This is a genomic window from Enterobacter sp. JMULE2 (genome assembly GCF_013337145.1).
Lineage (GTDB): Bacteria > Pseudomonadota > Gammaproteobacteria > Enterobacterales > Enterobacteriaceae > Enterobacter > Enterobacter mori.
Genome location: NZ_SGWD01000015.1, coordinates 301,865 through 326,754 on the forward strand (window position 1 = coordinate 301,865; position 24,890 = coordinate 326,754).

At 54.0% G+C, this 24,890-nt stretch carries 12 protein-coding genes and 1 tRNA gene; 4 read left to right on the plus strand and 9 right to left on the minus strand.

The features are described 5' to 3' along the window. Positions 1–5: 5 nt before the first annotated feature. The 3 genes from EXW94_RS19465 to EXW94_RS19475 are packed head-to-tail and all read right to left on the minus strand — an operon-like array spanning position 6 to position 3,762. Positions 6–2,153, minus strand: coding sequence for a polysaccharide biosynthesis tyrosine autokinase (locus EXW94_RS19465; RefSeq protein WP_174340786.1), 2,148 nt, complete (start codon positions 2,151–2,153; stop codon positions 6–8). A 17-nt stretch (positions 2,154–2,170) separates the two neighbouring features. After that, entirely contained in the window at positions 2,171–2,620 is a 450-nt protein-coding gene (locus EXW94_RS19470; RefSeq protein ID WP_375336649.1) for a protein tyrosine phosphatase, read from the minus strand. 2 nt (positions 2,621–2,622) lie between these two features. Continuing rightward, positions 2,623–3,762: a polysaccharide export protein gene (locus EXW94_RS19475; RefSeq protein ID WP_100167202.1), complete on the minus strand. Its 1,140-nt coding sequence runs from the start codon at positions 3,760–3,762 to the stop codon at positions 2,623–2,625. Positions 3,763–4,251: 489 nt separating this feature from the next. On the opposite strand from EXW94_RS19475, the gene EXW94_RS19480 reads away from it, so the two are divergent. Continuing rightward, positions 4,252–4,947: a LuxR C-terminal-related transcriptional regulator gene (locus tag EXW94_RS19480; protein ID WP_174340787.1), complete on the plus strand. Its 696-nt coding sequence runs from the start codon at positions 4,252–4,254 to the stop codon at positions 4,945–4,947. Between the two features lie 91 nt (positions 4,948–5,038). On the opposite strand, the gene EXW94_RS19485 is transcribed toward EXW94_RS19480, so the two are convergent. The 4 genes from EXW94_RS19485 to dnaQ all read right to left on the minus strand — a co-directional run bounded on the left by EXW94_RS19485 (position 5,039) and on the right by dnaQ (position 20,513). Further along, on the minus strand, positions 5,039–5,980 hold the full coding sequence (locus EXW94_RS19485) for an OmpA family protein (protein ID WP_108415632.1): 942 nt from the start codon (positions 5,978–5,980) through the stop codon (positions 5,039–5,041). Between the two features lie 90 nt (positions 5,981–6,070). Then, entirely contained in the window at positions 6,071–19,105 is a 13,035-nt protein-coding gene (locus EXW94_RS19490) for an Ig-like domain-containing protein (RefSeq protein ID WP_174340788.1), read from the minus strand. A 467-nt stretch (positions 19,106–19,572) separates the two neighbouring features. Further along, positions 19,573–19,649, minus strand: a tRNA-Asp gene (locus tag EXW94_RS19495). Between the two features lie 132 nt (positions 19,650–19,781). Beyond that, a complete protein-coding gene (dnaQ, locus tag EXW94_RS19500; RefSeq protein ID WP_199906608.1) occupies positions 19,782–20,513 on the minus strand; it encodes a DNA polymerase III subunit epsilon in 732 nt (243 codons plus the stop codon). A gap of 64 nt (positions 20,514–20,577) precedes the next feature. Here dnaQ and rnhA point away from each other — a divergent pair, with 64 nt between their 5' ends. Next, positions 20,578–21,045: a ribonuclease HI gene (gene rnhA, locus EXW94_RS19505; RefSeq protein ID WP_010426635.1), complete on the plus strand. Its 468-nt coding sequence runs from the start codon at positions 20,578–20,580 to the stop codon at positions 21,043–21,045. Here the strand turns inward: rnhA and EXW94_RS19510 are convergent, their stop codons facing one another. Next, the gene (locus tag EXW94_RS19510; protein ID WP_010426636.1) at positions 21,046–21,762 is read right to left on the minus strand and encodes a class I SAM-dependent methyltransferase; all 717 of its coding nucleotides are present in this window, start codon (positions 21,760–21,762) and stop codon (positions 21,046–21,048) included. A gap of 32 nt (positions 21,763–21,794) precedes the next feature. On the opposite strand from EXW94_RS19510, the gene gloB reads away from it, so the two are divergent. Both gloB and mltD read left to right on the plus strand, forming a co-directional pair. Further along, positions 21,795–22,553 carry a hydroxyacylglutathione hydrolase gene (gene gloB, locus EXW94_RS19515; RefSeq protein WP_174340789.1) on the plus strand — a complete coding sequence of 253 codons (759 nt, stop codon included), beginning with the start codon at positions 21,795–21,797 and terminating at the stop codon, positions 22,551–22,553. A 68-nt stretch (positions 22,554–22,621) separates the two neighbouring features. Then, positions 22,622–23,986, plus strand: a complete 1,365-nt coding sequence (gene mltD, locus EXW94_RS19520; protein ID WP_089600679.1) for a murein transglycosylase D — start codon at positions 22,622–22,624, stop codon at positions 23,984–23,986. Between the two features lie 53 nt (positions 23,987–24,039). Here the strand turns inward: mltD and EXW94_RS19525 are convergent, their stop codons facing one another. After that, complete coding sequence (locus EXW94_RS19525) at positions 24,040–24,816, minus strand: class I SAM-dependent methyltransferase (RefSeq protein ID WP_126817865.1); 777 nt, start codon at positions 24,814–24,816, stop codon at positions 24,040–24,042. Positions 24,817–24,890: the final 74 nt, after the last annotated feature.

Below are 24,890 nucleotides of genomic sequence, written 5' to 3' on the forward strand. Positions count from 1 at the left end.
AGATTTTATTCCTGATAGGAATAGTCGCCGTAGGTGTAAGGTTCAGCGGCGCGCTTCTCTACGCCATTAAATATGGTGCCCTGGATGGCGATGCCATTTTGATCGAAGCGGCGCAGCCCTGCCTCCACCTCTTTCAGGGAGTTCTGCTCAAAGCGCACCACCATCAGGGATGTTGATGCATATCGGCCAACAATGGACGCATCCGTCACGCTCAGGATCGGCGGGGTATCAATGATAATCACGTCATATTGCGTTGAGCACGACGTGAGCAGCGTCTTGAATTTCTCAGACATAAAAAGCTCAGCAGGATTATTGGTCATTCGTCCGCGACCAATAAAATCCACTTCCGGGTATTCCGTGTGCTGAATAACAGTCGAAATATTAACGTCCTGAGATAAATAATCCGCAAGCCCTGCCCCATTTTCTGCCGCAGAGAAAACACGGTGCAAATACCCTCGTCGTAAATCGCAGTCGATCAACAATACCCGCGTACCCGCCTGCGCCATCAGTACGGCGAGGTTAGAACTCACGAAAGATTTACCGACCCCGGGCGACGTCCCGGAGATCATTAATATTTTGTTGTCCGATTTCAGCATCGCAAAATGGAGGCTGGTACGCAGCCCCCTTAACGCTTCGACCGCCAGCGACGTTGGCGTCGATTTCGCCAGCAGTTCGTCAGACTGATAAGTCGGAATGGCGCGGCACCGCCTGCGCTTCGTTAACTCAGGTGCCAGGGGAACAACGGCAAGGACAGGAATGCCACGTTTCTCCAGCTCAGCAGGTTGCCGGATCCCTTTTATCAGCATGTTGCGAACAAGGATGACCCCGGAGGAAAAGAGGAACCCCATTAAGGCTGATAAGAGAACAATCAATATTTTTTTCGGTTTCACCGGTTTCTGCTGCGTGACCGCATGGTCAATAATACGCACATTCCCCAGGGTACTGGCCTTACTGATATTAAGCTCGTGCTGTTTATTCAGCAAAATCATATAAATATCATTACCCATCTGGACATCGCGGGTCATGCTTAAAATTTCTTGCTGGGTGCTGGGCATCTCGCTAATACGCTGGTTCAGCTTTTCTTTTTCCGCAACCAGAATGGCTTTTTTCTCAGACAACGCTTTATAGGCCGGGTGAGTACGCTTATACAGCTTGGAAATTTCCGCCTCTTTAAAGGTCAGTTCATTGAGCTGCGTATCAATAGAGACGACGTTATCCAGAATGAATTTGGCTTCTAATGACAGGTCAACGGACTCATTATTCTTTCTGAATTCATTCAGTTTACTCTCGGCGTTAACCAGATTGCTTTTGATCTGCAACAGCTGCTTATTTAAAAACGCCAGGCTTTTGCTTGCCTCTGCTGATTTGCGCTCAACGTCCTGCGCCAGATAGTTCTGAGCAATACTGTCCAGGATCTGGCTGATCGTCACCGGGTCGGGGCCGATCATGCTCAGGTGCAGCATGCCATTCCCCCCCGACTTGGTATCAATGGAGACGCGCTCTTTGAGCTCTTCAATGACCGAATGCTCATTGCGCTTTGTCACACTGAACGCGGTGTTTTCCGTGAGTTTGGCCGATTCGATCAGAAGCTCAATACCGCTGGCCTGAACAGGTACACCCACTTTACCTTTCACGACGGCATCCCCCACGTGCAGGGCGAAGTCTCCAGAAACCGCGATGTCCAGATTCAGGGGGGTATTCATCCATTTTTCCGGTACGGACAAATAGGCAATATCGAGCGTCGCCGGTTCATGACCCAACAGACGCTGCAGAGTGGCATTCGCAACAGGATAGGTTTTTTCTCTTACGACAATATCCAGCTTCAAATCACGTACCGTTTTACCCATCACTAAGCGTGATTTGAGTAACGATACTTCGGATTCAGAACTGACTCCGGAACCTTCCGGGAGCATGGTAGACAGCTTGTTTAAAATGCCTAAAGAGGAATTCTTCTCAACCTGAATTAACGCATCGCTCTTGTAAATCGGCGTCGAGATGTTAGCAATAATAATCCCCATAATGATAAACAGAATGGTCGTCGCCGCTATCCAGACTTTGCTGTAAAACAGCACCTTAAGGATTTGAACAATATCAATGTCCTCCTCCCGCTGAACAGGATCGGGAGGGGCATTGCTAACGTGTTTGTTATACATACTCTAATCAGCCTTGATTATTTAACCTGCTGGAAAACCTTGACCCATTCTTCGGCAGCGGAAAAAAGTTGTTTGAAAATAATGTCGGATATTTCAGCTCCCCGGCGATAAGGATCTGAAATTTCCAGTTGCTGGAGCCAATATCCGAATAAAAAGGTCTTACCCCGGGCTTCCATCGCCAGTTGTGTAACCGCTTCAATATGATGCTTATCCATGGTCAGGATCAGATCGTATTCGCGGCACATAGCAGGCGTAAGCTGTCGGGCAAGATGGCCCTCTATAGAAAAACCCTGTTTGCTGGCCGACTGCCGCATGACGGGATCCGCCGGTTCCCCTGTTAACGCTGAAATACCGGCAGAGTCCACCCTCATGCCGGGTAAGCGCGAACGCAATATCCGTTCCCCCGCCGGGGAACGACAGATATTGCCGGTGCAGACGACCAGGATGGAGGTATATCGCCCATACACGATTAGTTACCCCAGTTTCTGACAAAGCGCGTGGTTTCCGTCAGGCTGTAGATACCATTAATGGTTGGCATTAACTGGTTAATCACCCTGTTCCAGCGTGCAACCGGCGCCGTCGTGACATAGACAATATCGTATGGTTTAAGCTTAAATTCCGTGCCCAATACCAGCGCGGTGGCATCACGCGCGTCGAGCTGATAAATAGCCGCTTGTTTCCCCGCTTCTGCATCAGGTTTCGCCTCAGAACGAATGACAAAAATGCCGCTGGCATCGCTTGTCATTTGATTGATCCCTTCCGCATTCCCCAGCGCTTCTGTCAGCGTCATGCCGGAACGATCCATTTTCATGGTGGTTTGCTTGACGACATCCCCCATAACAAAGACCTTTAAGTCGTCATTGCGCGGGATATAGAGAATATCGCCAGGGTAGAGCAGTTTATTTTGCTGCAAATCCCCATACTGCATGAGCGCCTGCAGGGAGACCTTCGACTTCTTACCGCCCTGGGTTAATACCACGTTGCCCCAGTCTGCATTCTCGGTCAGCCCGCCCGCCTGATTTACCGCATCAATAATGGTCAGCGGCACGTTGGTAATAGGTTGCTGGCCGGATTGATTCACCTCGCCTGAGACTGTCACTTTTTGCGAGCGGAATGCGGCGATCCCCACATCGACCTGCGGGGATTCAATATATTTAGCCAGATGCTCGGTGATCATCTCCCTCACTTCGGTCACCGTTTTGTCCTTCACGGCAATTTTGCCGATGTAAGGATAAAAAATGGTCCCGTCTGAATGTACCCAGTTGCCGGTGTCGCTGGCGCTGCGATACTGGCCTGACGGCGTGGTGAGCTCCGGGTGTTCCCACACCGTCACCATAATGATATCGCCCACGCCAATACGGTACTCATACGCGTCCAGACGCTTGTTCAGCTCGGCATTACCCTGCGCAACCATCACGTTTTCCCGTAGCCGCTCGATCAGGGCTGGCGTAACGGGATACACATTGATATCGACGTCGTTGAGCGTTTTATCATCCTGTGCCTGAACAATGTTTTTCCCGGACGTATCAATATGGCTGCCCGGTGCAATCTGGCAGCCTGCAAGCAAAATAATAGAGGTTAAAATAAACAGAACTGAAATTTTCTTCATGCTTTTCTCAATGTCACCTCTGAACAATGACATTCCCTTTTTAATTTTCCATCACACAAAACGTCGCTAACGAGGAGTAATACACGTGAATCGTAACTGTTGAAATTATAACGCTCCCCGTTTTATCTGTCCTGCATACGTGGAATATTCCTGGTTGAAAACCTCGCATTCTTACATTAATGTCTAAAAGCAAAACCGTGCGACTTAGGTAAACAATTCCCATTTAGTGAGGGAGTCTTCTCAATCAAGCGTTTATTTATATCGTGTAGAATATAAATATATTCATACCGTAATACCTGTCTGTCGGTATGCAAAGATTACGAAGATGGACTTTTTTCCATTTTATAGCCTAAATAATTCGAGTTGCATGAAGGCGGCGACGCAGCGAATCCCCAGGAGCGTACATAGGTACGTGACTGGGGTGAGCGAGGACAGCCAACGCACAGGCAACTTGAAGTATGACGGGTATAGTTCACTAAAGGAATACCCATGGATACCTCCAGAGTTATTTTATCCCGATGTAACTTCAGTAATATCGGCCTGAGTCACTTGCTATCCGGTACATTCAGTAAAGAGAACATTATCTCGTTTGATGACCAAAGAAACTTGTTTGCCTGGGCGAAAGAGGTCAGGAGAGGGTCTTTTTATACGTTGTACCTGGTTTTACCTGACTCCATATACAGCAATATTGTTTATTTCCACTGGCTGATTTCTCTACGCAGAAAAACAAATAACGCAGCCATTTCAGAAATCATTATTGCTTATCACTCGGATATTTTTCCGGAGCTGTTTTCCTGCATTTGCTCTCATTACAAGCATCGCCTTGTGAATATCAACAATCTCACGAACGATGAGATCATAAAAAAAATGCATACGCAGCGCCACCCAAGCAAAAACAAGATTATCAAGAAATACATCGAACTGACGCATATGGAGTTCTCTGTGTTAAAGCTGATGATTGCGGGTTATTCCATTGATGATATCAGTATCGTGCACAACATTAAGCCCAAAACCACCTATACGTACACCAACAACATAATGAAACAGCTGGGCTTTAACTCTTTAAAGAAAATATACTCCTGCGGCGAGATCATTAAAGCGTCAATTGAGCATGAGATAATCAGAGAAAAGAAAAAGCTGTACACCAATGCGAAGATCAAAACCCACGAACCACAGTTTGCATGACACCTCGTTTTTCAGAACCTTTCTCTTTGATATACCAATAAAAAAATACGGATAGCATCTCTGCGATCCGTATTTTAGTCATACACGCGGCTTAGTGGCTTTTCACTAAAATTTCCACACGACGGCTGTTAACGTTACAGCCTGCCGCCTGCTGGCTGGCATTTGTACCGCAGCCTTCAGCGCTCTGCGCCACGCCCTGACCAACGGTGTTGTTGATCATCTCTGGCTTGATCCCTTTCTCGATCAGCAACGAACGAACGGTATTCGCACGTGCTTCAGACAGACGCTGGTTGGCCTCACGGCTACCAATCGCATCGGTATAGCCCACGATCTGGATCTCACGAACGTTATTCGCCTGACGGATAAACTTCACCACGTCATCCAGCTTCTTACGAGATTCCGCAAAAATTCCCGCCGAGTTGCTCGCCGCAAAGCGGAACAGCACCTGTTCCTGAATGAGCACTACGCCGGTGTTATTCACGTAATCACAGGGTTTGACCTGAGATGCACGGTTAATAATTTTGGTCTGCTTGTGCATATTTTTCAGAAGCGTTTCCGCACGCGAACGTTCCTCCAGCGCCGCTGTATTGCCCGCAGTGCCCGGATTAACCTGAATAAAATAGGTCTGCGCGCTTTCGGTGCTCAACTGTTGCTGAGGGTTTTGCTTGCCCTGGTACGTCGGGTGATCGTTGAAGAATGACTCCACCGTGTGCGCGCCCGGTGCCGCACACAGAACGGTAAACTGCCCTGGTAACAACACGGACTGCAGCTCGCGGTCAACATAGACCGCTGCAGGAACTGTGCCCTGTGGGTAATAGACGACAACCTGTGCCAGCTCAGGCGTCACGCCCGCCACCGGACGATAAGGTTGCGGTGCCGTATTTTTTGGCGTCGGTTTGATCACTACCGGTAAATCAATGGCCTTTTCCACTTTTTCAGCTGAATAAGCGGGGTTGGCCATAAATGCACTTAATGCAGCAGCGACACAGAACGCCAGGTTTATTTTTTTAAAATTCCGAGGGGTTATTTTCATTTTCAAATTCCTGATTCACCCAGTGATTGATCGTATTACTTCAGATATGCGCAGAAAGCCCGCCATCCGAAGATGGCGGGTTTTACTGGGTTACATCATTATTTGGTTATTCTGCAGCAGCGTAACCAGATCGGTTTGAACGTCAGCCAGTGTGACAACCTGCGTAAAGCCATGTTGTCCGCCCTGACCGTCACGGTCGATACTGATCACGGTATCGCTTCCGACAACCTCCACCTTGACGTAATCAAGCACGCCGCGAGAGGAGTAATCCAGCTCCAGTTTTCCATCGTCCTCGAAGAAGGAGACAGAGCCCTTGTAGTCAAGCAGCTCGCTCATATCGAGCAGATCTGCATCACTGTCTTTCACCAGATTACCCACCTTGAAGCCGTGGATCGTGTCGTGGCCGTTGCCGCCGGTACCGTCGTTGGTCATTCCTGCCAGCACCTTGTACATCAGCGTGTCGTTACCGCCGTTGACCAGGTAGAAGGCATCATTGCCACCACGACCTTCGAACAGGTTGTTCGCGGAGTTATCCGTGAAGGTATCCTGCTGGTTTGACCCGACCAGTCCCTCAATGCTGAGAAGCTTATCGGTGCCGTTACCGGTTGCAGTACCTGTCCACAGGTTGGCGTTAACCGCACTGGTAGAACGGCTGTAGTCAACCACGTCCATACCCGCAGTTTCACTCCAGACTGGCTTGCCGCTCACAATCTGGTTCCAGCCGCCGCCACCGTTGTAGGTGTCGTTACCCGCCGAACCGAAGAAGGTGTCGTTATAGCCCGTACCCACGATCCCGCTGTTGCCAGTGGTGTTGTTCGCGGCGCTGCCGCTTTCCGCCGTCAGCACGTAGGAGTCGTGGGCTTTACCTGTTGTCAGGCCACCCCAGTTCTCATTCACCGTACCGTTGGTGTAACCGCCAATGCTGCCCGTTGCGCCAACGTGATCCGCTTTACCGTCGGTAATACGCAGCATCTGCACGGAGTAAACTTCGTTCGGATCCAGTCCGAAGAAGCTCACCAGACCCATGCTGTTGCTGGAGCCGGAGGACTGCGGGTTAATCAGCTGGGTAGCGACAAGCTCGCCCGCCGAGTTATAGAGCTTCACGGTGTTGCTGTAGAAGGTATTGATGCCGTTACCGTCAACAATACGGATCTGCAGGCTGGTGCCGTCCGCCGCGATATTGGTGTTTTTCACCAGCATCGTGCGTCCCGCATCGTCTCTTGCCACCACATCAGCGTCCGCACCCGAACGGTACAGCACCAGGTCCATCGAACCGTCCCAGTCGTAGTCAAGCGCCACGGCACCGGTCATGTTGTTGAACGTCGTGCTACCCGTCAGGCTAACCTTATTGGTCCCCCAGTTGTTGCTGCCGGTATTGGTATACAGCATCGGCGAGCCTGTCACGCCAGAGCGCGGCACTTCGATGATGTCCATCTTACCGTCGTGGTTCCAGTCCACTGCCAGCGACGTACCGCCATCAACGTTATCGCCAAACCACTGCGCCTGACCGTCGGTTGCATTGAGCTTGCCGGTACCATCGTTGAGATAGATACGGCTCTCGTCGCTGTTAGAACTGCCCTTCGAACCACGGCTCAGGAACAGATCCAACCAACCGTCGTTGTTGTAATCCGCATATGTCATGGAGATAGACAAGTTACCGTAGTCTTCATGGCCATCGTCACGGAACACGTTCGCGTAGTAGCCGACTTCACCGAAGTTGGTCTTCGACGTTCCGGTAGTCTGGTTATACAAGATCCCCAGACCGCGTGAGTTGTTACCAACGAAGCTGCCTGCGCCGTTGTAGTCGATATGTGCCGTAATATCTACGGTACCGTTATTATCGATATCCACAGCGCCCACTTCGTGCAGCACGCTCAACGCCGTTGGCAATGCCCCGCCTGGGTGTCCGTCAGAGAAGCCGGCGTTGTCCTCGTAACTCAGCGTACCCTGCTCATTCTTGATGAACGAGATGGAGTCCGCTTCCGAGTCACCCAGCACAAAGTCCAGATAACCATCACCTTCACGGTCATAGGAAATCACGCCACCGAGGTGGTTCAGAGTGCCTTGATCCAGTGCCTTCGCAGAGTAACTACCATCGGCGTTCTGCAGCCAGTAGGCGGTACGACCCGCGTTACTATAGCTACTGATCTGAGACATTACGTCGGCATAACCATCGCGGTTGATGTCCGCAAAGGCTGCGGAGTTCACATAACGGCTGTACGACGTGCTATCTACGTTGTAACCCGCACCGTTGTCGGTGGACGGCTGTGCAAGGTACGTCGAATCGTAGTCTTCACGCGTGACGGAGTCGTACACTCGTCCGGCGTTAGCCGTTGTGCTTCCTGACGTGCCGCGGGCACTCTGGAAGAACGACCACAAACCGTCCTGGCTGATGGTGACCGCAGCGGCGTTCAGGCCACGGCTGTCCGCATCGGTTGTGCCACCCCAGGTCTGTTCAATCAGCGTACTACCACCACCTTCGGTGACGCCCGTGCTGGTGCTTGCGCTCATGCTTGAGCGGTTGCCCGCCTCATCCCAGACCACAAAGGCCAGGTTATGCGCGCCCGCAGGCAGGGTCGTATTCAGGCTCCAGGAGCCGTCGGCGTTTGCTTTCGCGAAGCCGATGATCTGATCCAGGCCTTCCTGATAGGTGCCGTTGCTGTTGACGTCGCTCACCAGAGAGACAATTGCCCCCGCTTCAACGCGACCATACTGACCGCTGGAGAAGGTGAACGAATCTCCCGTGCTGGTGTGCTGAGGCACATCCGGCGCCATCGTGATGGCATCAGGCGAATCCAGATCGATGACCACGTTGTAGCTATCCGCAAACTTCGTGTTCGTACCCGGGTTACCCGCAACGTCAATCACCTGCAGCTTGAAGCTGTGGGTGGTGCTTGCCGTCGCTTCCGGCAGTTCATAGCTCCAGCTCTGGCCGTTGAGTGCCAGCGTTTTCCAGGTCTTTCCGTTATCCAGAGAGATCTGCAGATGTTCGCCAGCCTGCAGCGCCGCGCTCAGGTTACCGCTAAGGGTGACGGTACGGTCACGGGTGACCATGTCGCCGTTAGTCGCCGTTGCGGCATGGCTGAAGTGATCCCCGGTCGTCAGACCATGGCTGGTATCGGTAGTCACTTTGGTTGTCGTAGACAGACCGTTCATGTCACTGCCGCCCGATGCCACCTGCAGCGCCTGAGAATCGGTGCTGCCGACGTTACCGGCGTTATCCACCACGCGAGCCTGAATGGTGTACGCACCATCGTTCAGCGGCGTGCTCTGCATATCCACAGTCCAGGATGTGCCGGTTACCGTTGAAGCACGCGTCCAGGTCACACCGTTGTCGAGGCTAATCTCAACCCACTCGTCCGCCTGCAGGGCTTTGTTCAGCTCACCGTTAATCAACAGCGTGTTATCGCTGGTGATGAAGTCAGCGTCTGAAGCACCACGGTCTTCCGAGATCGAGCTGATGTTGATAACCGCGTCAGACACGGTGGTATCGACAACAATCGTCCAGGTGTTGCTTGGCGTACTGACGTTGCCTGCTGCATCCGTGGAGGTTGCAACCAGATTCCAGGTGCCTTCAGCCAGCTTGTTCGCGTCGCTGATTTGCAGCGTCCACTGACCCGTTGTGCTATCGGCCACGGCGGTACCCAGCAGAATGCGGGTTGTCGCATCCACCTGATGGTACACATTCACCGTGCTGCCCTTCTCTGCCGTACCGGTAATTTCCGGCGTGGTGTCGTTGGTCGGCTTGCCGTGAGCAACGGAACCCTGAACCGGATCCACATCGTCCAGCACGTTGGTAATAACCGGTGCAACAGGCGCAACCGTGTCCACAACCAGATCGAAGTCGATCGGCGTGAGCGGGTTATTCGACGGATCGGTCCCGGTGATGCGCAGGGTATGCGCGCCATCGCTCAGGCTACTCATCGGCGTGAATTCCCAGTTACCATTGGCATCCGCTTTCACGGTACCCAGCTGAACGCCACCGACATCGGTGATGATAATGGTGCTGCCTGCCGTCGCCTTACCGACCAGCTGTACCTGGCTATCGTTCGTGACTTCACCATCGCGAAGCACGCGAGAACCACCCGCTTCCTGGACATCATCCACCACCTGCAGCAGCTGCAGATAGCTTGCGCCCGTGGAGACGTTAACGGTGATATCGTCAACGATCGCACTGCTGTTACCCGCCGGATCCGTTACCTGAGTCGCGAACTGGTGTTCGCCATCAACCAGCGGCGTGGACGGGGTGAACTGCCAGCTACCGTCAGGGTTGGTGACGGTGACTGAACCGATCGCCTGGCCATTATCATAGATAGTGACCGTGCTGCCCTGCTCCGCTTTACCGGTGAAGGTCGGTTTGTTGTCGTCCGTGGTCATGCCCTCGGTCAACTGACCTTTCCAGGCACCCTGATCGTCAGACACCTGCAGACCGGAAACCGGATTCGGTGCTGTTGAATCAATGGTTACCGTGAACGAACCGCTGCGATCGCTCTCCTGACCCGCGCTGTTGGTATTGGTCACCGTAAAGGTGTAGCTACCGTCAGCCAGTGCCGGAGATGGCGTGAAGCTCCAGGTGCCATTGCTATTCAGCGTTGTTTTACCTACAACCTGACTGCCGTTGTAGATGGTGATCGTATCGCCCGCAGCACCGTCCGCAGTCCCGTTCAGGGTCGGCGTATCGTCTTTGGTCAACGCATTGTTGGCCAGGTTGATAACGGTTGTGCCAGTATCGTCCAGAACGTTAACGATCGCTGGCGCATCCGGGGTATCGGACATAATGACGTCATAGCTGTCAGCCGGTTTCGCCACGTTGCCAACCCGATCGGTTTCCGTCACGGTCAGTTTGTTGATGGAGTCACCGTACAGAGACTCAGATGGCGTCAGTTCCCATTTGCCGTTCTGATCAACCGTGGTGGTACCCAGTACCTTCGTGTTGCCGTCTTTATCGGTGGTGTAGACCGTAATGACGTTGCCCACTTCAGCACCAGAGCCGCGGATCACCGGACGTGAATCGTCCAGAACGCCGCCATCCGCAACAATCCCCTGAACGTTACCCACGTTATCCGTGACGGAATCGATGGTCACTTTGCTCGCATCCGGCGCGGTGTAGTCGGTGGTCAGCACGAAGTCCGCAGACTTGTCGCTGACGTTTCCGGCTTTATCCGTCGCCGTCACATAGAAGGTGTTTTTCCCTTCTGGCAACTTACTGCCCGGCTTGAAGTTCCACGCGCCGCTGCTGTTCGCGGTGACTGAACCCAACAGCGTGCCATCAACGGAGTAGATGTTGACGGTGCTGTTCGCTTCGGCCGTACCGTGCAGGATTGGCTGTGGATCGTCAGTCACGTCGTTGCTGTTCAGGTCGTCCTTAACGGTACCCACCTGATCTTCCGCGTAATCAATGCTCGGACGATTCGGTGCTTTACTGTCAATTTCGAAGCTGAAGGTGCTGGAGGTATCCTCTTTACCGGTCAGATCTTTAGCGGTCGCCGTAATGTTATGTACGCCATCGCCCAGATCGCTGGTTGGTGTGAATGTCCAGTTACCGCTGGCATCTGCCGTCACGGTGCCCAGCACCACGCTGCCATCTTTGATGGTCACGATGCTGCCTGCTTTCGCCTTACCGATAATGTCCGGACGGGCATCGTCAGTCACGTCATTGGCCTTCAGTTCGCCAGTTACGGTGCCTTTATCGTCCATCACGCGAACGATAGTGACCGGTACGCTGGAGGTATCAAGCGTGACGGTGACGCCAGCATTTTCTGCACCCAGGTTGCCCGCTGAATCCTCAGCGCGCGCGGTGAAGGTGTATTCCCCATCCGCCAGTGAACCGGTGGTGTAGGTCCAGTTACCGTTAGCGTCTGCCACCGCGGTGCCGTTTTCCTGACCGTTCACGTAGACGTGAACAACGCTGCCAGGCTCTGCTTTACCGCTGATGGTCGGCGTCGCATCGTCAGTGGTGTCGCCATTGGACAATACGCCAGTCTTCGGACCTTCGTTATCGCTAACGATGAAGCCAGTGACTTCACCCGGCGCGCTGGTATCCACCGTGACCGGGAATCCGCCGGTTTGCGGGCTCACCTGTCCGATGTCGTTAATGGCTTCCGCCACAAACGTATGAACACCGTCCGCCAGTTTCGGCGTGTTGAAGCTCCATTTGCCCTGGGCATCAGCCTGCGTTTCACCCAGTAAGGTGGTGCCATTCGGGCCGCCGTAAATGCGAACCGTCACGTTGGCTTCCGCAGTACCGGTCAGAAGCAGGGTGTTGTCGTTGGTTGTCGCATCCTTCTGCAATGGACCGGTATGCGGCGCGACGTCATCTTCGACACTGCTCAGGGTCGGTGGCAGCGGCTGACCGCCTGCATCGATCTGAATAATGTATTCCGGTGAAGCCGCCGTGGTGTTACCCACGCTGTCGGTCTCTTTAACCGTCAGGTTATAGGTGCCGTCAGGCAGCGCCTTGGTGACCTGCAGTTCCCAGGTGCCGTCTGCCTGCACTTTGGCGGTGCCAATCACCTTGTCGCCGTTGTACACGGTGATGGTGTTGCCCGCTTCCGCGCCGGTGCCTTTGATCAGCGGCGTGTTATCGTCAGTCTTACCGCCTGACGTCACGGAGCCGGTCACAGAACCAAAGTCATCCACCACGTCAGTGATGCTCACTTTGCTTGCATCCGGTGCGGTGTAGTCCAGGTTCAGCACGAAATCGTCGGACGCTGCGCTGGTATTACCCGCCTTGTCCGTCGCCGTCACGTGGAAGCGGTGCTCGCCTTCCGGCAGCTTCGCGACCGGTGAGAAGCTCCAGGTGCCGTCGGCTTTCGCCGTCACTTCGCCCAGCAGGCCGTTCTGATCGTAGATCTTTACGGTGCTGCCCGCTTCCGCCTTGCCGCTCAGGGTCGGCGTCGGGTCGTCGGTGCTGCTGCCGTCAGACAGTGCGCCCTGTACGGTGCCCACGTCGTCCAGCGCCGCGTCGATGGTCGGTTTCACCGGCGCATCGGTATCGATGGTCACGGTCCAGCTGCTGCTGCTTGACTCGTTGCCCATCGGATCCTTCGCCGTGGCGGTGAAGCTGTGCTCGCCGCGACCCAGATCCACGCTCGGCGTGAAGCTCCAGGTGCCGTCCGCGCCCGCGGTGGTGGTGCCCAGCACGTTGCTGCCGTCCATGATGGTCACGGTGCTGCCCGCCTTCGCCGTGCCGCTGATTTGCGGACGGGTATCGTCGGTGACCGCGTTCTGGGACAGGCTGCCGGTCACGCTGCCGACGTCGTCGGTCACGCCGGTGATTTCCACCTTGCCCGGGACCACGTCAACGGTAATGACCACGTGCGAGCCTTCCGGTCCGGTGTTGCCTGACGGATCGGTCACGGTGGTGGTCAGGTCATGCTCGCCGTTGGAGAGCGCCTGATCCGGGGTGAAGCTCCAGGTACCGTCCGGGTTCACCTTCGTGGAGCCGATAACCTGGCCGTTGTCGATGATGTTCACCGTGCTGCCCGGCTCGGCCTTGCCGCTCAGGGTCGGGGTGTTGTCATCGGTGGTGTCGCCGCTCACGACCGGGCCCTGGTAGGCGCCGACGTTGTCGGTGACCAGCAGGTCAGAGGCCGCGTCCGGTGCTTTTGTATCCACCACGATACCGAAGCCGCCGGTTGGCTCGCTGGTGCGTCCCACGCCGTCGGTGACGGTGGCGGTGAAGCTGTGGTTGCCGTCAGCCAGCGCCGTGTCCGGCGTGAAGCTCCAGCTGCCGTTGCTGCCCACGGTGGCGGTGCCGATCAGGCGACCGTTATCGTAGATGCTGATGGTGCCGCCGATCACGCCGCTGCTGCCGCTCAGGGTCGGGGTGGTGTCGTTGGTGACGTCGCCCTTCTGCAGGTAGTCGGCGTGCGGTGCCACGTCGTCATACACGGTGTCCAGCGTCGGCGCCTGCGGCGGCACGGTGGCCACGTTGATGACGTATTCCGCGGACGGACCGGAGACGTTGCCCACGCTGTCGGTCTCTTTCGCCGTCAGGGTGTATTTGCCGTCCGGCAGCGGGGTGGTCGGTTCGAGGGACCAGGTGCCGTCTGCCTGTACCTTCGCGGTGCCAATCACCTTGTCGCCGTTGTACACGGTGATGGTGTTGCCTGGCTCTGCGCCCACGCCTGACGCTTTCACGTCGTCATAGACTTCGGTGATAACCACTTTACTGGCGTCTGGTGCGGTATAGTCGGTGATCAGCACAAAGTCATCTGATTCCGGACTGGTGTTACCCGCCTCATCGGTTGCGGTGGTGGTGATATGGTGCTCGCCTTCCGGCAGCGCTGTGGTTGGCGTGAACTGCCAGCCACCATTCTCATCCACAACAGTGGAGCCAATCAGCTCGCCGTTGTCATAAATATCAACACGGCTGCCCGGCTCTGCGGAACCTTTGAAGGTTGGGTTCGCGTCATCGGTGGTGCTGCCGCTGCTGAGATCGCCACGGCTGGAGCCCACGTCATCTGTCGCAAGGCCCACGACCGGTTTTTCCGGTGCCACGGTATCTACCGTGATATCGAAGGCTGGAGACGTAACGTCGTTACCCGCCGGGTCTTTGGACACTACGGTCAGGCTGTGATCGCCCTCAGCAAGATCCTGATCTGGCGTGAACGTCCAGTTGCCATCCGGATCGACAACGGTAGAGCCCAGAACGTCGTCGCCATCTTTGATGGTCACGGTGCTGCCTGGCTTGCCTTTACCGCCCAGTTCTGGACGCGCATCATCGGTCACGTTGCCTGGCTTCAGGTTACCCACGATCGGGCCCTGATCGTCCACCACTTCACCTACGGTGACCTGGTTTGGATCCGGATCGACGGTGAAGGAGATGCCCGGAGACGGTTCACTGGTGTTGCCTGACGGATCGGTGACCGTGGTGGTGAGCTCATGGTCACCTTTATCCAGCGGTTTGTCCGGCGTATAGGACCACTTGCCTTCGTCATCAACGATAACGGAGCCAATCTTCTCGTCGTTGTCGTAGATATCGACCACGCTGCCCGGCTCGGCTTCGCCGCTCAGGGTTGGAGACTGGTCGTCGGTGGTGTCACCCTCGCCTACCGGTCCCTGTTTGTCGCCCACGTTATCATCAAGGATGATATTGTCCGCCGGAGCCGGTGCCGTGGTGTCGATAACAATCGGGAAGCTGCCGCTGGTGCGCGCGTTGCCTGCCGCGTCGGTCGCGGTGACGGTGAAGGTGTGCTTGCCGTCAGCCAGCGCGGTGTCCGGCGTGAACGTCCACTTGCCGTTGCTGTCCGCGGTGACGGAGCCAATCACTTTACCGTTGTCGAGAATAGACACGGTATCGCCCGGCGCAGCGCTGCCGCTCAGGGTTGGAGTGGTGTCGTTGGTGGATTCGCCTTTCTGCAGCGGACCAACGTGCGGCTCTGAGTTGTCCACCACGCTGTTGATGGACGGCTCGGTGCTGACCGGGATCAGAACGGTAATGTCGTAAGACGGTGCTTCACCCGCAACACGGTTGCCTACTGCGTCCTGAGTTTCGAGCGTCAGTTGATTCAGCCCTTCCACCAGCGGAGTATCCAGCGCCAGCGTCCAATTGCCTTCGCTATCAACCACGGCTGAGCCCAGCAGGTGTTTGCCGTTTGCATCCGTGCTGTAGACGAATACGGTGCTGCCCGCTTCGCCGATACCGTTGATAACCGGCTTGCTGTCGTCGGTAACCTCGCCGCTGGCGATATTACCCTGACGGCCGCCGACGTCATCCATCACGGAGGTAATGTTCAGTACATCGCTGGTTGCCGCAGGTGGCGTATAGTCCGTCACCAGCACAAAATCATCAGACTCAGGGCTGGTGTTGCCCGCCTCATCCGTTGCGGTAGTGGTGATATGGTGCTCACCCTCTGGCAGCGGCGTGGTCGGCGTAAACTGCCATGCGCCTTTATCATCAGCAACCGTCGAACCGATATGCTCACCATTGTCGTAAATATCGACACGGCTGCCCGGCTCTGCGGAACCGTTGAAGGTTGGGTTTGCGTCGTCGGTGGTGCTGCCATTGCTCAGATCGCCGCGGATAGTGCCCACGTCATCCGTTGCAGATCCCAGCACTGGTTTTTCCGGTGCGGTCGCATCGACGGTGATATCGAAGGACGGTGAGGTCACCTCGTTACCCGCCGGATCTTTGGACACCACGGTCAGGCTGTGATCGCCGTCAGCCAGATCCTGATCTGGCGTGAACGTCCAGTTGCCATCTGGATCGACAACGGTGGAGCCCAGAACGTCGTCGCCATCTTTGATGGTCACGGTGCTGCCTGGCTTGCCTTTACCGCCCAGTTCCGGACGCACATCATCCGTCACGTTGCCTGGTTTCAGGTTACCCACGATCGGGCCCTGATCGTCCACCACTTCACCTACGGTGACCTGGTTTGGATCCGGATCGACGGTGAAGGAGATTCCCGGAGACGGTTCACTGGTGTTGCCTGACGGATCGGTGACCGTGGTGGTGAGCTCGTGGTCACCTTTATCCAGCGGTTTGTCCGGCGTATAGGACCATTTGCCTTCGTCATCAACGATAACGGAGCCAATCTTCTCGTCGTTGTCGTAGATATCGACCACGCTGCCCGGCTCGGCTTCGCCGCTCAGGGTTGGAGACTGGTCGTCGGTGGTGTCACCCTCGCCTACCGGTCCCTGTTTGTCGCCCACGTTATCATCAAGGATGATATTGTCCGCCGGAGCCGGTGCCGTGGTGTCGATAACAATCGGGAAGCTGCCGCTGGTGCGCGCGTTGCCTGCCGCGTCGGTCGCGGTGACGGTGAAGGTGTGCTTGCCGTCAGCCAGCGCGGTGTCCGGCGTGAACGTCCACTTGCCGTTGCTGTCCGCGGTGACGGAGCCAATCACTTTACCGTTGTCGAGAATAGACACGGTATCGCCCGGCGCAGCGCTGCCGCTCAGGGTCGGGGTGGTGTCGTTGGTGGATTCGCCTTTCTGCAGCGGACCAACGTGCGGCTCTGAGTTGTCCACCACGCTGTTGATGGACGGATTGGTGCTGACCGGGATCAGCAGATTGATGTCGTAAGACGGCGCATCGCCCGCAACGCGGTTACCCGCCGGATCCTGCGTCTCCAGGGTCAGCTTGTTCAGACCTTCCGTCAGCGGGGTTGATGGCGTCAGGCTCCAGGTACCATCGCTGCCCACAACCGCTGAACCAATCAGGTGTTTACCGGATGAGTCGGTGGTGTAGACGAATACGGTGTTGCCTGCTTCGCCGATACCGCTAATGAGCGGTTTGCTGTCATCGGTGATTTCACCACTGGCAACGTTGCCCTGACGATCGCCCACGTCATCCGCTACGGCAGTAATTTTCAGAACATTTGCTGAAGCATCAGGCGCGGTAGTGTCAACTTCAAACTCCAGCGCTTCCGAGGGATCGCTGGTGTTGCCCGCCTTATCCGTTTGCGTAACGGTGATGCTGTGGTCGCCTTCGCCCAGCGGTTTCTCTGGTGTCAGCGTCCAGTTGCCTTCATCGTCAATGACGGTAGAGCCCAGAACCTCGTCACCATCATAAATGGTCACGGTATCGCCAGGTTCACCTTTACCGCTGAATACCGGACGCGTTTCGTCAGTGACGTCACCGCCCTTCAGCTGACCGGTAATCGGACCGGTATTATCCTCAGCATCAACCATATCCGGTTTTGCTGGCGGCGTAGTGTCAACAATGATCTGAATAGGATCGGAAGGCTCGCCGACATTACCCAGCGGATCTTCCTCAATCACCTCAACATTGTGCTCACCCTCGCTGAGATCTTTCTCAGGCGTGTAAGTCCATTTCCCTTCGTCGTCGACGATAACCGAGCCGATCTCTTTATCGTTATCTTTGATAACGATGGTATTGCCCGGCGTGCCTTCACCACTGAAGGACGGCTTGCTGTCATCAGTCACGTCGCCTGGCTTAAGGGGACCCGTTACAGGACCCGTATTGTCATTAACTTCAGGCGTTTCTGCTTTCCCAGGAGGTTCGGTCAGAACAATGAATTCACGTTCATCTGAAGGCTTGCTGACGTTGCCCGCTTTATCCGTCTGGCTGACCGTAATGCTGTGGTTGCCGTCCGCCAGGTTTTCGGAAGGTTTGAAATACCAACGTCCATCGTCGTTGACCGTGGTTTCGCCGATCTTTTTACCGTTATCGTAAATAGTAATCGTCGCGCCCGCTTCACCGGTGCCGCTCATTTCCGGTTTTGGATCGTCGGTGTAGGTGTCGTCAAGAATTTCGCCGGTGACTTTACCCACCTTATCCATGATGTGTTCAATCGTTGGCGCATCTGGCGCAACGGTATCGACAACGATGGTGATCGGGTCAGAAGGTGGGCTTTTGTTTCCGTCAGGATCTTCAACCACAACGGAGAGGTCATGTTCGCCGTCGCTCAGCGGTTTGTCTGGCGTATAGCTCCACTCGCCTTCGTCATCGACGATGACAGACCCGATTTCCTTATCATTATCGATGATATGGATGGTATCGCCCGGATTTCCTTTCCCCGTCAAAGACGGTTTGGTGTCATCGGTCACGTCACCTGATTTCAGAGGGCCTTTGATAGAGCCTTCATCATCAATTGTCTGGCCAATGCTCGGCTTTTCAGGTGTAGCGTGCTTGTCGCCATCCTCGTCATCGAGTTCGGACAGCGCAAAAGCCGCCCCTACGCCCGCCGCCGCAAGCGCAAACCATCCCAGCATGCCGAACAGCATGTCGTTGTCGTCATCAGGGGCCGTCAGAATTGGGCCACCAGCACCTAACGGATCGCCGCCCAGGGCAACCGGAGACATGCTGCCATCCGCAATGAGATAGCCAGTATCGTAGCTTTCGCCTGACACGGGAATATAGGCATACAGAAGTCCATCTTCTGCCATACCCATCAGCGTTGGGTTATTTTTATCACCATCGAAGTAATCCTCAATGATGATGCTAGGCTGTGTGTCCCCTTCCTGAATAATATGTAATGCTTTACCTACACGTTGAAGGGTAATATTTTCTGGTGCGAAGTCGTCATTGACGTTCTTCAGCAGATACTTATTGCCGGCGATCAGCTTTATCTTAACCGTCCGGCCTGCGTCCGCTGTCAACAACCGAGTTTTTCCGTCTCCGCTGTTCACTGCTAAAATGACTTTACTTTCCGTCATATAAAAGTCCTTGGTGAATTTCACTCGCTAAATTAAGGACATATAAGCACTTCTGTGATTACATCCTTTACTGCTTTGCACTTATGTCTTCCATACATAATTCATGTCTATTGGGTTCATTGACATGATGCTTAAAAATATCATGTCTGGTTTCTTTATATGCTTAGGAAAAAACCACACAGAAATATACGCAGCATTAGGAATAGTTAACACCGGACAGGGAATTAATGAGAGGATATGAAATAATAAAAGGAGCGAGAATTAATCGTAATTAACTTACACCAAAATAAAACAGAAATAAAAGTAATATATTAAAAATATAAAGATATCTTATTAAATAAGAGAAAAAGTAAGGGACGTGGTATGTCGAACCACTGCGGAAGTGGCAAGGGTGGAGACTGAAGAGGAAATGATCGGAATGCAGAAATGAAAAAGGCCCACGTTATAAATAACGTGGGCCTGAATAGTGGCGGAACGGACGGGACTCGAACCCGCGACCCCCTGCGTGACAGGCAGGTATTCTAACCGACTGAACTACCGCTCCACTGTTCCCGCTTGGGGAACGAGGCGCATATTACGGTTTGCCTCTGGACTCGTCAACGCTTTTTCTCACGTTTTGAATCGTTTGCTGCAAAATTCACCCAAACGGTGATTTAACAAACGTTTCGGTCTCTTTTCAGGCGCGCCACATGCAGCTTCCGCCCTTCTTCTGCACCAGATCGAGCCGAGATTCATGGCTAAGCAGCTCTTCATCGCTGGCTAACACAACCCGCAAACGACTCGCCTGACGCACAACGCGCTGAATGCCCCCTGCGTCCCGCGTCTGCTGGGACTCATTTTCCATACTGAATTTCATCGACGTCTGACCGCCGGTCATCGTCAGATAAACATCCGCCAGGATCTGGGCATCGAGCAATGCGCCGTGCAGCGTTCGCTTAGTGTTGTCTATTTCATAGCGCGAGCAGAGTGCATCGAGGCTGTTACGCTTGCCGGGAAACATCTTCCTTGCCAGCGCCAGACTGTCCGTCACTTTACAGAACGTGTTGGTCTTCGGAATATCACGATTAAGCTTGCTGAATTCATAATCCATAAAGCCGATATCGAACGATGCGTTATGGATGACGAGTTCTGCACCTTTGATGTACTCAAGGAATTCATCCGCGACATCTGCAAAGGTCGGTTTATCCAGCAAGAACTCATCCGCAATACCGTGAACGCCGAACGCTTCCGGGTCCACCAGCCGGTCAGGTTTGAGGTAAACGTGAAAGTTGTTGCCCGTTAGACGACGGTTCACCACTTCAACAGCACCGATCTCGATGATCTTGTGCCCTTCATAGTGTGCGCCGATCTGGTTCATACCGGTGGTTTCGGTATCAAGAACAATCTGGCGAGTAATTGCAGTGCTCATAGCGGTCATTTATGTCAGACTTATCGTTTAACTGAACGTTTCGAATACAGGAAGTCTACCAGAGATGCGTAAACAGGTAGAAATTTTCACCGATGGATCTTGTCTCGGCAATCCGGGCCCGGGCGGTTATGGCGCGATTATGCGTTATCGCCAGCACGAAAAAACTTTTAGTGAAGGCTATTTTCTCACCACCAACAACCGCATGGAGTTGATGGCGGCCATTGTGGCGCTGGAAGCCTTAAAGGAACATTGCGACGTGGTGCTGAGCACCGACAGCCAGTACGTGCGCCAGGGCATCACCCAGTGGATCCATAACTGGAAAAAGCGCGGCTGGAAAACGGCAGATAAAAAGCCGGTCAAGAATGTCGACCTCTGGAAGCGTCTGGATGCGGCCTTAGGTCAGCACCAAATCAAGTGGGAATGGGTAAAAGGCCACGCAGGTCACCCTGAGAACGAACGCTGCGACGAACTGGCTCGTGCGGCTGCGTCCAATCCCGCGCATGAGGATGCGGGCTACCAGCCTGAATCCTGATCAGGGTTTTCGATACTGCCGCGTGGCGCCGACGGTCTGACGAATTTGCGTTTTCGATTTGCTTTGCTTCATCGGATTCAGCGTCAAAGGAATTGTTCGCTTACGCGCCACGATAAACTGCATACAGCCCAGGGCGGGCAAATGGGTACTTAGCACAACGCCTCCCTGCCGTGACCAGGGCAGTACCTGAAATCCCCCGTAGCCGAGCACCTCAAAGTTAAGCAGTGAAAGCCAGTCCAGCTGGCGCATCATCGTGAACATGCGGCTGTTATACGGCGGGGTGCGGCGTAAAACCGGGACGAGCTTGCGCAGACCCATCAGGCTCAGTGGATTGAAACCGCTGAGTATTAGCCAGCCATCATCAATCAGCACACGGTCAGCTTCGCGCAGCAGGCGATGGGGATCGCTGCACCAGGGCAACGTATGCGCCAGCAGACAAGCATCAACGGATTTTTCGGCAAAAGGTAAATGCAGCGGGTCTGCTTTCACCTGAACAGGCAATCCCGCGAGCGAAACGTTGACCTGATGCGAGATAGCGCAGCTTTCGGTATTGATTTCCGCGCTGAGATTGCCAATCTTAAGCAGGTGAAAGCCATACATTTTCGCGAGCCACGGCTTAAGCTGCTGTTCTAACGCCTCGCGATAGTACTCACCCCAGGGCAGGTCAGCCCAACGTTCCGGTGCTGCGACAGTCTGAGGTATCCTTGCCGGTTTCATCCACACATCCGCCACGCAGTTAGAGGTAATGTATGAATCTTATCAGTATTCCAGCCTTTCAGGACAATTACATCTGGGTATTAGTCGATGACGATCGCAGATGTATCATTGTCGATCCGGGTGAATCCGCGCCGGTTTTGCAGGCAATCGAAGAAAATGGCTGGCATCCCCAGGCCATCCTTCTTACTCATCACCATAACGATCACGTGGGCGGCGTTCCCGATCTTGTGGCGGCCTTCCCGCATCTTGTGGTGTATGGACCGGCTGAAACACAAGATAAGGGCACGACGCAACTAGTCGAAGAAGGCGAAAATATCCTCATACTGGGATACGAATTTTCCGTATTTGCTACGCCAGGTCACACTTCTGGACATCTGTGTTTCTACAGAAAACCTTATCTATTTTGCGGTGACACACTCTTTTCAGGCGGCTGTGGAAGGCTATTCGAAGGGACGCCAGCCCAGATGTATCAGTCATTACAGAAGATTAACGCATTACCTGACGATACCCTCATTTGTTGCGCACATGAATATACATTAGGAAATATGAAGTTTGCCGCGAGCATTTTGCCGGACGATCTGGCGATTTTAGATTATTACCAGAAAGTGAAGGAGTTACGTGCAAAAAACCAAAAAACACTACCCGTTATTCTGAAAAACGAGCGAGAAATAAATTTATTTTTACGAACTGATGATATTGATTTAATTAATAAAATTAACCAAGAAACAAAGTTGCAACAACCAGAGCAGCGTTTTGCATGGTTAAGGTCAAAGAAAGATAACTTCAGATAATTGCGGGTTGCCTTTTCAAAATTTCGCCGTTATCATCGCTCGTCTTTTAAGCAACTATTGACACACACATGAAGGCAAAAGCGATATTACTCGCCTCTGTCCTGCTTGTAGGTTGCCAGTCGCAAAATGGCAGCAACGTACAACAGCACGCACAGAGCCTTTCTGCAGCTGGTCAAGGGGAAGCAGGGAAGTTTACAAGTCAGGCGCGCTGGTTGGACGATGGGACAACTTTCGCGCAGGAACAAGACTTGTGGGCCTCTATTGGCGACGAGCTAAAGATGGGAATTCCGGAAAACAGCCGGATTCGCGAACAGAAGCAGAAGTATTTAAGAAATAAGAGCTATCTCCACGATGTAACGTTACGGGCAGAGCCGTATATGTACTGGATAGCCGGGCAAGTTAAGAAACGTAACATGCCTATGGAGCTGGTACTCCTACCCATAGTGGAGAGCGCTTTTGACCCACACGCAACGTCTGGCGCCAATGCCGCAGGCATTTGGCAGATCATTCCGAGCACTGGGCGCAATTATGGTTTGAAACAGACCCGCAGCTATGATGCGCGTCGTGATGTTGTCGCTTCAACGACAGCCGCTCTCGACATGATGGAACGTCTGAACAAGATGTTTGACGGTGACTGGTTGTTAACGGTCGCAGCGTATAACAGCGGTGAAGGTCGTGTACTGAAGGCAATGAAAGCGAACAGAGCGCGTGGTAAATCTACCGATTTCTGGTCGCTCTCACTGCCACAGGAAACCAAGGTTTACGTACCGAAGATGCTGGCCCTGAGCGATATTCTCAAGAACAGCAAGCGTTACGGTGTACAACTGCCAACACCAGACGAAAGTCGTGCACTGGCGCGCGTTCGCCTCAGCAGCCCGGTTGATATTCAACAGGTTGCCGATATGACGGGTATGTCGGTCAGTAAACTGAAAACCTTTAATGCAGGCGTTAAAGGCTCAACCCTGGGAGCAAATGGCCCACGGTATGTGATGGTTCCGCAGAAGCATGCTGAACAATTACGTGAGTCTCTGGCTTCTGGTGAGATTGCCGCCGTTCAGTCTACGCTGATCGCCGATACCTCTCCCGTTTCCAGCCGCAGCTATAAGGTGCGTTCAGGTGATACGCTTTCGGGCATTGCATCACGTCTTGGCGTGAATGCGAAAGATCTGCAGCAGTGGAATAACCTGCGCAGCTCCGGTCTGAAAGTGGGTCAAACTCTGACGGTGGGTGCGGGTAGCAGCGCACAGCGTCTTGCCAGGAACAGCGACAGTATTACCTATCGCGTTCGTAAGGGTGATTCGCTGTCCAGTATCGCAAAACGTCACGGCGTGAACATCAAAGATGTAATGCGCTGGAATAATGATACTGACAATCTGCAACCGGGTGACCAGCTAACGCTGTTTGTGAAAAACAGCGCGACGCCAGATTCGTGATGAGACATTCCTGAGATAAAAAGGCACCGATTCCCCTCGGTGCCTTTTTTGTTTTAACCCGCCTTTTGCGCTTCAGCCATAATGGTGTCGCTGGTGAACGAGCCATCTTCCTGCAGTTCAAAGTAAGCCTTCACTTCCGCAGATGCGCTTTCCTGATATATACGAATCGCCCGGCTCAGCGCTTCCGGCGTGCGCATACGTGCGATCCAGGCGTTATATTCCAGCGGCAAGCGGTCTGTTATCAGCGAGCGGGAAATCAACCCGGCCTCCGTTATCAGCGATAACCATTGACCGCTGGAGTAGTTCTGCACGTGAGAAGTGTCGCGCAGCGCTTCAACCGTTTGCAGCCAGATATCCCGCACCGGATGACCCGGAGACATGACGTCCATAATGATGAAGACGCCTCCCGGCTTCAATACGCGCTTCACTTCCCGTAAGGCCTGGCCGACATCATGCCAGTGGTGGGCGGAGTAGCGGCTAATGACCACATCAAACGACGCATCGTCGAAAGGCAACGATTCGGCGTAACCCTGGCGCGTAGCCACGTTGCTCAGCCCTTTGGCTTTTGCAGCTTCTGCGACCACCTCGAGCATCTGGCTGGATAAATCATACGCGGTCACCTGTGCCACCTGCTGTGCGGCCGTAAAGCTGGCATGCCCTGCTCCACACCCTAAATCCAGCACGTGTGCCTGTGGGAATGCCGCCAGACGCTCCCCGAGACGCACCAGATCGCGCCCAGACGCATGCACGGCGCTGCTCAGATAAGCACTTGCCTGAGAACCAAACTGTTTTTCTACGTTGTCATGATGGGTGTGTGTTGTTGTTGTCATCGTACTGTCCTTTTGTTGGTTAAAAAGTAAAGGGCAGCACCCGCAGAGGCCTGCCCCACGGCAGACCTGACGCA